The sequence below is a fragment of the Galbibacter marinus genome, assembly GCF_000300875.1.
Lineage (GTDB): Bacteria > Bacteroidota > Bacteroidia > Flavobacteriales > Flavobacteriaceae > Galbibacter > Galbibacter marinus.
In genome coordinates, this window is record NZ_AMSG01000016.1 from 1 (window position 1) to 11,693 (window position 11,693).

At 35.7% G+C, this 11,693-nt stretch carries 10 protein-coding genes; 8 read left to right on the forward strand and 2 right to left on the reverse strand.

Translation table 11 applies throughout. From position 1 onward, the window contains the following. Positions 1 to 202: 202 nt before the first annotated feature. The 3 genes from I215_RS10910 (at position 203) to I215_RS10920 (ending at position 2,082) form a co-directional block, all read left to right on the forward strand. Positions 203 to 499, forward strand: a complete 297-nt coding sequence (locus tag I215_RS10910; protein WP_008992021.1) for a nucleotidyltransferase family protein — start codon at positions 203 to 205, stop codon at positions 497 to 499. Beyond that, positions 489 to 752: a HepT-like ribonuclease domain-containing protein gene (locus tag I215_RS10915; protein ID WP_008992022.1), complete on the forward strand. Its 264-nt coding sequence runs from the start codon at positions 489 to 491 to the stop codon at positions 750 to 752. The genes I215_RS10910 and I215_RS10915 overlap by 11 nt, the downstream gene beginning before the upstream one ends. A gap of 541 nt (positions 753 to 1,293) precedes the next feature. Beyond that, entirely contained in the window at positions 1,294 to 2,082 is a 789-nt protein-coding gene (locus tag I215_RS10920; RefSeq protein WP_008992023.1) for a hypothetical protein, read from the forward strand. 175 nt (positions 2,083 to 2,257) lie between these two features. On the opposite strand, the gene I215_RS10925 is transcribed toward I215_RS10920, so the two are convergent. Further along, positions 2,258 to 3,889, reverse strand: coding sequence for a glycoside hydrolase family 9 protein (locus tag I215_RS10925; protein WP_008992024.1), 1,632 nt, complete (start codon positions 3,887 to 3,889; stop codon positions 2,258 to 2,260). A 319-nt stretch (positions 3,890 to 4,208) separates the two neighbouring features. Between I215_RS10925 and leuS the strand changes: the two genes are divergently transcribed. Together leuS and I215_RS10935 are read left to right on the forward strand one after the other, a co-directional pair. After that, positions 4,209 to 7,034 carry a leucine--tRNA ligase gene (leuS, locus tag I215_RS10930; RefSeq protein ID WP_008992025.1) on the forward strand — a complete coding sequence of 942 codons (2,826 nt, stop codon included), beginning with the start codon at positions 4,209 to 4,211 and terminating at the stop codon, positions 7,032 to 7,034. Positions 7,035 to 7,156: 122 nt separating this feature from the next. Beyond that, positions 7,157 to 7,849 carry a zinc metallopeptidase gene (locus tag I215_RS10935; RefSeq protein WP_008992026.1) on the forward strand — a complete coding sequence of 231 codons (693 nt, stop codon included), beginning with the start codon at positions 7,157 to 7,159 and terminating at the stop codon, positions 7,847 to 7,849. Between the two features lie 3 nt (positions 7,850 to 7,852). Here the strand turns inward: I215_RS10935 and hemW are convergent, their stop codons facing one another. Next, complete coding sequence (gene hemW, locus I215_RS10940; RefSeq protein ID WP_008992027.1) at positions 7,853 to 8,983, reverse strand: radical SAM family heme chaperone HemW; 1,131 nt, start codon at positions 8,981 to 8,983, stop codon at positions 7,853 to 7,855. An 852-nt stretch (positions 8,984 to 9,835) separates the two neighbouring features. On the opposite strand from hemW, the gene I215_RS10945 reads away from it, so the two are divergent. From I215_RS10945 to I215_RS10955, 3 genes are read left to right on the forward strand one after another with little or no spacing between them, the layout of a single operon-like run. Further along, positions 9,836 to 10,408: a 30S ribosomal protein S16 gene (locus I215_RS10945; protein ID WP_008992028.1), complete on the forward strand. Its 573-nt coding sequence runs from the start codon at positions 9,836 to 9,838 to the stop codon at positions 10,406 to 10,408. 9 nt (positions 10,409 to 10,417) lie between these two features. Next, entirely contained in the window at positions 10,418 to 10,942 is a 525-nt protein-coding gene (gene rimM, locus I215_RS10950) for a ribosome maturation factor RimM (RefSeq protein WP_008992029.1), read from the forward strand. 27 nt (positions 10,943 to 10,969) lie between these two features. After that, positions 10,970 to 11,686: a tRNA1(Val) (adenine(37)-N6)-methyltransferase gene (locus tag I215_RS10955; protein WP_008992030.1), complete on the forward strand. Its 717-nt coding sequence runs from the start codon at positions 10,970 to 10,972 to the stop codon at positions 11,684 to 11,686. The last annotated feature ends 7 nt before the right edge of the window (positions 11,687 to 11,693 follow it).

Sequence of the window (11,693 nt, forward strand, 5' to 3'; positions counted from 1 at the left end):
ATAGTAAAAACCCAGAAATTGTTCTTGATCCTTAAAAAGTCAACTTATCAAGTTTTTGAGAGAAATTAGGTGTACATCTAGGTGTATCTACATCACATGTAAGGTGTACATATCTCAAAAACTGAATTGTATGCCAATTGTTCAACTTAAAATCAATTGGTTATGCATCAAAATTCATTAACAATCTTATTTTACTTACATCGTGCAAGAATTAATTACACAAAGTCAAATAGATATCATTATTAATACCATGAAACCATTTAATCCAACTAAAATTGGGATTTTTGGTTCTGTGGCAAGAAATGAAGCTACAGAGAATAGTGATATCGATATATTGTATTCTTTTAATTCTAAGTACTCCTTATTTGACTTAGCTGGACTTCAGATAAAACTACAGGAGTTACTTAAGAAAAAAGTTGATTTGGTAGAATTTACAGCAATTCACCCAAGACTAAAGGAAAGAATTTTAACTGATGCCAAAATATTTTATGGAGCTTAAAGAGAGGGATTTATTTAGATTAGCACATATTGAGGAATGTATTGACAAACTTCTTGAATTAGTAGAAAGATCCCATGATTTTAGGGCGTTTGAATTAAAGTGGGTAGATCAAGATGCAATGATTCGGAATTTTGAAATAATTGGGGAAGCAGCTAACCATATTTCGACTACAACCAAAAATAAATACCCTGAAATTGAATGGCATAAATTACGAGGCATGCGTAATTTCATGACCCATGAATTTTTAGAATAAAATTAGAAGTTATTTGGGATACAGCATTGAATGATATCCCTGTGCTTAAAATGCAAATACAACAAATTATAAAGGATTTGGAAAAAGAGTAATATCATATTTAGCCTATGAATAAAAATCACTTATTTATAGCTGTATGAAAGTATCGAGTACATGGGGTTGTGAGCAGCACTTTTACTTTCCACCTTTCTCTGCATTGGAACTTACCAACCAAACAAGTTTTGTAATCGTATTAAGCCTAAGAATTGGGATCTATAACCTTTTGTTAATAAAGAGTAAGTTTTTGCCGTTAATCGAAGAATATTTGGTTTGAGCCCAAGAGAGGGTTTAATAAAATTCCAGTTTACAAAATAGATTGGCTTTTTGATTTTAGGGAAGGTCGAAAGGGCAGCTCTAATGTTTGTTCTTCTATAAATTTCAATTGTTTTATCGCAATTTTTTAACCCTTTAAGGATTCCCGTAAAGGCGTTTACAGTAATTCATATAGTTTTACCTACAGATTAATTAACAAGAAAATAAAATAAACCTAAATCTATTAAACATGAAAATTACACAAGTTTATGGCTTTGCCGATGTGCTTAAAAAAATGAATTACTTCTCTTTATCAACCTTCAGTTTCATTTTATTAATAAGCTGTAGTGACTCTGTTTCTGATGAATTTGAACAAGTTAATGGAGACGTAGTTGAAAAACAAATTGAAAAAATTACTGTTGTATCAGCCCAAGATGATACTACTCTTTATTTATATTATGATGGCGAAGATCGTCTAAGTAGTATTTCCAATGGTCTAGAGGCCACAACATTTAATTATGAAGGCGATAAGTTATCCAATGTAGGTGGGGATGATATGGATGCCTTTAATGTTGAAGAATTGTACAAATCCCCCTATGATGCTTTTGAAACTGGGCAAGTTTTAGAGTACGACGATAATGGGAACCCACACATAATCCAACTATTAGAGGAAGATTATGATTATTACACCGATGAGGTTGAGGTCTTACAGTACACTGCTGAGATTACTTATGATGATGTTCATAATCCTTATTATTACACATTACAGAGTGCAGGTATAATAGAGGTAATGGACAAGGTACAGCTAAATTTTAGTACTACACCACAAAGTTCTAAGGTTGTTAAGACGAGGTTATTATTCCCAGTAAATAACCCATCCAAAATCGTTTATAAGAATCAGACTGGAATTCCACAATATCAAATTGAGATGGATTATACATATGATGATGATAACTATCCAATTTCAGCATCAGTAACTAGAACTTCACTAACGCGAAACGAGACATTTAAATACTTTACAAGTTATACATACCGATAAATACGCTTAGATCAAAGAAACCTGGTTTATATAATTTATAATCTGTGTGTTACTTTTTTTCAGAGAACTGTATTTTTAAATCCTAAACTTGGTTGGAATTCAAGAACGGGTAAATCCAGTCTACAAAATAGGCTGGATTTTTTTTCGTATTGCTTAAAAGGATATTGTTTGATTACTAGTTTATGAATCCTGCTAGAGCATAAACTAATGCTGCTTGCCAGTTGATAGCTATTTCGTTATGACTGTAAGATTCCTCCTTATCAACCCAATCCGTAGCTGAGTGGCCTCCTCCTATTAAATAACCTGGCCAAGGGGCTTTGATGGAATCGGCACCTGAACGACGATCATGTGGATGTAATGGTGGGTTTTCTCCTAAACCAGTCACATAGGATCTACTGTAGTAATTGTTTCCAAAAAGATGATCCACAATACCAATAGAAGCTTCTATATAATCCTTGTTAGGCTTCAAACGATTTGCTACCTGTAAATTAATCGTTTGACGGGCGACAGTGCCGTTGCAACCCCAAAAATATGTTCCTCCTAGAGCACGAGCATAAACATCGGAATTAGCCATTTCAACTAGTTTGTCCCCAATTTCAATAGTGTTCTTCTTTATAGATTTTTGAACTTTAGTATTTTTCCCTTTTCTATTAGAGAGGACATAGGTGAACATTCCTAGATTCGAAACATTTCCCCAATCCCAGTTTTCTTCGATCTTAAAATTTAATTCCTTAGCTCTTTTTTCAAAGTCTTTTAGAGCGATTATATCACCTGTAGTTTCCCACATTTCTGCAGCTGCCCATAATCGGTCGTCCGTATCACTTGTTTGGTATCCGCCAGTTTTAAAATCACCTTGCACAAAGCCTTTATCATCAAGGTTATTGCGTAAAAAATTATAACTTAACCATGCGGCATCCAAACATTGTTTGGCGTAGATAGGATCATATGGTTGAAAATATCGAGCAGCCATTGCCATCATTGCTACAAAATCTGCGGTGGCAGCAGAACTCCATTGTGTAAAATATCTTTTTTCATGGTCCTTGTCAGGCATTATAAATGGTGAAAAATTCAATCGAGTTAGCTTGTGTGAGACCCTTCCAGAGCCATCAGGATATTGCATTTTTAAAACCCAGTCAGTTTCCCATTTAATTTCTTCTAGAAAAGCAGGAAGTTTCGAGCTTGACCTTGGAATTTCTAAATCCAATTTTTCAATTTGAGGTTTAAAATGATCCCAGGCCTTAAAAAGCACACCCACTGTGATACCAGCGTTAACGGTGTATTTTCCATAATCGCCCGCGTCATGCCACCCTTTAGTGCCATCGCGTTTAACTTCTTTGTTTCCTATATAGTCTTCATAGCCATCTTCTAAGTGACATATGTTTTGATGATAGTTATTTCCTTTAAAAGTCCCCTTGACTTCCGTTCCACAACGCCATAGATAAAACCCTCTTATACTCGTTTTTGCTGCAAAATTAAAAGCATCAGAAGCAATGTGAAATGGTTTTGATTTACCAACACCTTCTATTTCAAGAATATATTCTCCTTGTGTATTGAATTTTGAAAAATCAAGATTCCAGACCTTTTGATTCACATCTTTTTGATAGGTTGGACCTGTTGCTTTTCCTGTATATACCACTTCTCCATCGGTATTTAAAATATTAAAGGCCTCACAAGGCATCGATACTGAAGCAGTCTTTTTTAAATCAGGAAGAAAACCAAGGGAATTCAGGTGGATGTTTTTAGTCTGTGCGCTAATTGAAAGAATTGATATAAAAGCTATAGTAATTAGTGTGATTTGTCTCAGCATTATTTGAAATTGGTTGGTTTAATTGACCAAAATACAAAAAACAAAGCTGTCATTACTCGGAATTATTGCTAATTTCTTTAATTGTGAGAAAAGTCCACAATATCCTTTCTGATAACAAAAAAGCTGTTTACCTCAAATTTGTCACAACAGCTAATTAATGAAGTAATACTAAAGCTAAGATTCTTTTTTTATCGGTTAGTTTTAATGCTTTTTATTAATTCTGTGGCTTTTACAGGTTTACTTTACTATTACTTTCCTCTTTCGTTGAAGAAGCTTATTTTTGCCCATTCGATAACGATTTTTGAAACAGTAGTATATAATGAAGTACAATTTCAATAATATTGAGGCCAAGTGGCAAAAATATTGGGCAGAAAACGGCACCTTTAAAGCAGATAATTCAAGTGATAAACCAAAGTACTATGTGCTTGATATGTTCCCTTACCCATCTGGAGCTGGCCTACATGTTGGTCACCCATTAGGTTATATTGCAAGTGATATTTATGCCAGATACAAAAGACATAAGGGGTTTAATGTACTTCACCCCATGGGTTATGATAGCTTTGGATTACCTGCAGAGCAATACGCTATTCAAACTGGTCAACATCCGTCAATTACCACTCGAACTAATATAAATAGGTATCGAGAACAATTGGATAAAATAGGCTTTTCATTTGACTGGAGTAGAGAAGTAAGAACTTCCAGCCCTGAGTATTACAAATGGACACAGTGGATTTTTACAGAGTTGTTTGATTCTTGGTATAATTTACAAACTGATAAGGCAGAAAAAATCGAGGGTTTAATTTCAAAATTTAAAACCTCAGGTACTGCTGAAGTAAGTGCAGTTTGTGATGAAGATGCTAATTCCTTTACTGCAGAGCAATGGAATAGTTTTACCGAGCAAGAGCAAGAAAAAATATTACTACAGTACAGACTGACCTATTTGGCGGAAACTGAAGTAAACTGGTGCGCAGCTCTAGGTACTGTTTTGGCAAATGATGAAATTGTAAATGGGGTTTCAGAGCGTGGAGGTCATCCTGTAGTACGTAAAAAAATGATGCAATGGAGTATGAGGATTTCAGCTTATGCAGATCGACTACTTCAAGGCTTAGATAGAATTGATTGGCCTGAGCCATTAAAAGAAATTCAGCGAAACTGGATTGGAAAGTCAGTGGGTGCTCAGGTTCGATTTAACGTATTGTCAGACCAAACGAAAGACGATGATTATATAGAGGTCTTTACAACTAGACCTGATACCATTTTCGGGGTGTCATTTATGACCCTAGCGCCAGAACATCCATTAGTTGATAAAATCACTACCGCAGCTCAAAAACAGGCGGTGCATGATTATGTAAAAGCGACTGCAAAACGTAGTGAAAGAGAACGTATGGCTGATGTTAAAAATATTAGTGGAGTTTTCACTGGGGCGTATGCTGAACATCCTTTTACTAAGAAACCAGTGCCAATTTGGATTGGTGATTATGTACTTGCAGGATATGGTACAGGTGCTGTTATGGCGGTGCCTTGTGGTGACAGTCGTGATTACGATTTTGCGAAACATTTTGGATTAGAAATTCCCAATATTTTTGAAGGTGTTGATATTAGTGAACAGGCCTATTCAAGCAAAGATAATTGTAAGATAGCCAATAGCGACTTTTTGAATGGTCTCGATTATAAACAAGGCACAACTAAAGTGATTGCTGCTCTTGAGGAATTAAATCAGGGATATGGAAAGGTAAACTTTAGGCTTAGAGATGCTGTGTTCTCTAGACAACGATATTGGGGAGAACCATTTCCTGTATACTATGTGAATGAACTTCCTAAAATGATTGACAAGCAGCATCTACCAATTGAACTTCCAGAGGTTGAAAAATACTTACCAACTGAAACGGGTGAGCCACCTTTAGGTAATGCAAACTCTTGGGCTTGGGACACCGAAAGAAATGAAGTTGTTGGCAACGATAAAATTGATAATCAGTCAGTTTTTCCATTGGAGCTCAATACAATGCCTGGTTGGGCAGGAAGTTCGTGGTATTTTAACCGTTATATGGACCCAATTAATGCAAATGAGTTTGCTAGTGAAGATTCGTTAAATTATTGGCAGGATGTCGATTTATACATTGGGGGTAGTGAGCATGCAACAGGTCATTTATTGTATGCACGGTTTTGGCAGAAATTTTTGTTCGATAGAGGGAGGTTGGCAGTAGATGAATTTGCTAAAAAGCTTATTAACCAAGGAATGATCCTTGGAACGAGCGCTTTTGTATATCGATTAGAAGGTGAAAACACCTTTGTTTCTAAAAATTTAATATCCGATAAATCGGTTACACCAATACACGTAGATGTTTCTTTTGTAAACACTTCAGAAGAACTGGATTTGGAGGCCTTTAAAAATTGGAGACCAGAGTTCAAAGATGCTCAGTTTATTCTCGAAGACGGAAAATACGTAGTGGGTAGAGAGGTAGAGAAAATGTCTAAATCCAAATACAATGTTGTTAATCCAGATGATATTTGTGAAAATTATGGAGCTGATACACTTCGAATGTATGAAATGTTTTTGGGACCACTTGAGCAGGCAAAACCTTGGAATACTGCTGGGATAACAGGTGTTCATGGATTTTTGAAAAAACTGTGGAAATTGTATTTCGATGATAATGGTATCCAAGTTACTGACCAAGATCCTAGCGCTGAGAGTTTAAAAACCCTTCATAAAACAATTAGAAAAGTGGAGGAAGATATTGAAAACTTTTCATTTAACACCAGTGTATCAACATTTATGATTTGTGTCAATGAATTAAGTGCACAAAAATGCAATAGTAAATCTATTTTGGAACCACTGGCAATTCTAATTTCTCCTTATGCACCTCATATCGCAGAGGAGCTTTGGGCAGGTCTTGGGTACAACAATTCAATTTCAACGGCTGAATTTCCTGTATTTAATCAGGAACATTTGGTGGAAAGTACAAAGACCTATCCAATTTCTTTTAATGGTAAAATGAGATTCACCTTAGATTTACCCATGGATTTGAGTAAAGAGGAAATTGAAAAAATTGTAATGGATCACGAAAAAACCAAAACACAATTGGAAGGTAGAATTCCTAAGAAGGTTATTGTAGTGCCTGGTAAGATTGTAAATATTGTAGGCTGATCACTTAATATCTATAGATTACAAATATTATACTGACGGAAAGTCATAGTGTTAAAACCTCGCTAATGTTGGCGAGGTTTTTGTATATTTAGTTGTAGATTTACTTTTTAAAAAGAAAGCAAATGGGAATAGGTTATTGGATTATAATCGGAGGAATTGCACTTATCAGTATGTTGGTGAGTTCCAAGTTAAAAAACAAGTTTAAGTATTATTCTAAGGTTCACCTTAGAAATGGAATGAGTGGTGCAGAGATTGCAAGAAAAATGCTCAATGACAATGGGATTTTTGATGTACAGGTCATCTCCACTCCTGGAATGTTAACAGATCACTACAATCCTGTAAAGAAAACCGTTAATTTAAGTGAAGGCGTTTACAACCAAAGAAATGCTGCGGCTGCTGCGGTTGCTGCACACGAATGTGGACATGCTGTTCAGCACGCTCAAGGTTACGAGTGGTTACAAATGCGTTCAAAATTGGTTCCTGTAGTAAGCGTAGCTTCAGGAATGTCAGTATGGGTAATTTTTGGTGGACTTGTATTAGGGGCAACTACGCAATTTGGTTTTACCGTTGCCGTAATTGGCTTAATCATGTTTGCCTTTGGTACGTTGTTTAGTTTTATCACTTTGCCTGTGGAGTACGATGCAAGTAATAGAGCATTGGCATGGTTAAAAACTAAAAATATAGTAAGTCCAGAAGAATATAAAGGAGCAGAAGACTCTTTGAAATGGGCAGCAAGAACATATGTTGTGGCCGCTATCGGGTCTTTAGCAACCCTATTATACTTCGCAATGCAAGTTTTCGGAGGAAGAGACTAAAGTTTAATCAACAAAAAATAAATCTGAAGCAATTCCATCGGTTAAAAATTTGCCCTTTGGAGTTGCTTTTATGATTTTAGAATCCAGGTCGATAGTAAGTAACCCGTTATCAATATACTTCTTTGACTGAGTGAGTAAATACTGCTGATACTGATCTGTGAATTCATTTTCAATCATAGTTAAAGAGACTCCCCACATAGTGCGTAATCCAGTCATAATTGCTTCATTATAACGATCAGCCATAGTGAGAGTTTCTACCTCTGCAGGAATCGTATCGTTTTCAAGTGACTTTATGTATAAAGTATTGTTATTGATATTCCAGCTTCTGTTTTTACCGTCATAACTATGAGCTGAAGGTCCAATACCTAAATATTTTTTTCCAAGCCAATAGGCCGTATTGTTTTTGGAAAAATAACCTGGTTTTCCAAAATTCGATAGCTCATAATGAATATATCCCCGTGATGTTAACTGCTCTATAAGTATTTCAAAATGCGACGCAGCAAGAGCGTCGTCTACATTGGGAATTTGGCCAGACCTTATACGAGAAGCTAAAGCAGTTTTTGGCTCAATGGTTAAGGCGTAGCTCGATATATGAGGGATGTTAAAGTCAAGAACAGTCTGTATGTTTTCACGCCATCTATCCATAGTCATATGTTGAACTCCGTAGATTAAATCTATGGAAATATTCTTAAAATGTTTCGTGGCAATTTCCAGGCAATGTATGCTTTCTTCAGCGCTATGAGCGCGGTTCATAAGTTTTAGATCTTGATTGTAAAATGACTGTATTCCAATGCTTAATCTGTTAATACCTATGCTTTTTAACGATGTGATTTTCTGTTCATCAAGATCATCTGGATTGGCCTCTAGTGTAATTTCAGGTAATGGGGTTACGGTATAATGCTTGTAAATTTCATGTATCAAAAATTCAATTTGATGTGCAGGTAAAAGACTAGGGGTCCCTCCTCCAAAATAAATCGTATCTATTGTATGATCAAAAGCTTCCTTACGAAGTTTGATTTCCTTTGCAAGGGCATCCACAAGCGTGTCTTTCTTTTTAAGAGAAGTTGAAAAGTGGAAGTCACAATAGGAGCATGCTTGTTTACAAAAAGGAATATGAATGTAGATACCTGCCATTGGGCAAATATACGGGAATTCAAAGACCGAAGCCTACTTTTACTCATGTGTATTTTGAAGGTTAATTATTAATGGGCAGTGAATTTATGTCATAAGGTCCCCATCATATTGAATAAAATACGCTTAAAAACACATATAAATTTAAACTTACACTTTAAAATAAGAGTAAAAATCAATTGTACATATTTGAATTGGTTGAAACAAAAATCACCTCCATATCTCCAATGCTTAAATAGATTTAGGGTGTAATTTGTTTTACTCGACTGGGTTTAGTAAAATGATTCCGTAGATATAGGTGCTAGAAGGTTTTCTTTTTTACTATTAATGATCCCTCTGTTCGATGATTTTTATATAAATGAGCGAGTCAGACGGTTTAGGCACTTTCTGGGATATGATACGGTACTGATTGCTCATTAATCTATATTCTTGTAGTTCTTTAGACATCGATTTCTAGGATTCTAAGTTTATATTTTAAAAGCTTTGTATCATTACTTATAACATTTATAATAATATGGCTAGAAGTAGAAATAGTATCGCTTTTTATCGTTTGTTCCTTGGGAGAAGTTGTGATATTATTGTTTTGCTCGCAACCCTAAAGCAAGGAGTACAAAGGAAAATACAATGAGTTTTATGTTTTTCATGAGAACAATTTGGAGGATTAAATGATAGGAGAATGATTGTGTAGAAATAAAGATAGAGAATTTAATAGGCTTCCAGTTGATATTTAAAACAAAAATTACACTTTTTAAGTGATAAAGATTTGAAATAGTGTATATTTGCACCCGCTTTAGCCATGGGGTTGAAGTTTAATAATTAATAACAGAGGTCGTGTACCTCACTAATTAATGGATTATGCCAGTAAAAATTAGATTACAAAGACGTGGTAAAAAAGGAAAACCTTTTTATTGGGTCGTAGCAGCGGACTCACGCGCAAAAAGAGATGGTAAATTTCTTGAAAAATTAGGAACTTACAATCCAAACACCAACCCAGCTCAAATTACCTTAGATGTTGACGGTTCAGTAAAATGGCTTCAAAATGGAGCTCAGCCTACTAACACTGCAAAAAGAATCCTTTCTTATAAAGGAGTTCTTTTGAAACATCACTTATTAGGAGGTGTAGCTAAAGGAGCTCTTACTGAAGATCAAGCAAACAAAAAGTTTGAAGCTTGGGTAGAAGAAAAAGGGCAAAAAGTTGAAGGAAAAATTGGTGATTTAGCTAAAGCTAAAGAAGAAGAGAAAGCCAAAGCTCTTGAGGCTGAAAAAGAGATCAACGAAAAACGTAAAGCTGCTGCTGCTGAAGCAGAGGCAGAAGCTATTGCAGAAGAGGCTCCAGCTGAGGAAGCTACAGAAGAAGTAGCTGAGACTGAAGCAGAAGCTCCTGTTGAGGAAGCTGCAGAAGGTGAAGAAAAAAATGCGGACGCTTAATTAATTTAAATGAGAAAAGAAGATTGCTTCTATCTCGGTAAAATAGTTAAAAAGTACGGCTTTAAAGGTGAGTTGTTGGCCAAATTGGACACAGACGAACCTGAACTTTACAAAGATTTGGAATCAGTATTCATCGCCCTTGGCGATGATCTGGTTCCTTTTTTTATTGAAAAATCTTCTCTTCATAAATCGACACTTCTTAGAATGCGAATAGAGGATGTGGATGATGAAGCCGCTGCTGATGCGCTTTTAAAGAGCGAACTATATCTACCTTTAGTTATGTTGCCTAAACTTTCCGGAAATCAGTTTTATTTTCATGAGATCATTGGATACACCATGATCGATGTAGAATTTGGTGATGTCGGAGAAATTACTGCAGTAAACGATTCCGGCGCACAACCTTTATTTGAAGTGCAGAAGGGTGATAAGCAAATTTTAATCCCTATAAGCGATGAGTTTATCGTGCGATTAGATCGCACAAAAAGAGAAATTGTAGTTCAAACACCTGAAGGGTTAATAGAGTTGTATTTATAATATTACTCTTTAAATGGCTATTAAGTAATGTCTAAAAATCCTTTTCGATTCAAACAATTTGAAGTGCACCAAGATCGATGTGCCATGAAAATCGGTACTGCTTCGGTTCTTCTTGGAGCATGGGCTCAGGTTTCATCCAACCCCTCGTCGATATTAGATATTGGCGCAGGAACGGGAATTTTAGCATTAATGATGGGACAACGAACTTCGGCTGAAATCATTGACGCTATTGAAATCGAACCCGATGCCTATGAACAATGTGTTGACAATTTTGAATGTTCTCCCTGGTGTGACAGGTTGTTCTGCTACCATGCAGACTTTTCGGAATTTGTAAGTGAGATCGATGATCATTACGATTTAATTATTTCCAATCCACCTTTTTTTAGTGAATCTATTGCCTCGCCGAATCCAAAAAGGGACCAGGCTAGAAGAGCAGCCTCCCTTCCATATGAAGACTTACTACATGGGGTGTCTTATCTTTTAACCCCACAAGGACATTTTAACACCATTATTCCTTATAAGGAACATCTACATTTTATTGCACTAGCAGAAAAAGAAGATCTTTTTCCATCGCGGTTGACCTACGTAAAAGGAACACCATCTACGGAAATAAAAATGGTACTAATGGAATTCTCTCCTGTTAAAACCACTACCCTTACCAGTGAATTAATAATAGAACTCCATCGACATATCTATACCGAACAATATATAAATTTAACAAAAGATTTTTATCTTGAAATGTAGCGTGAAC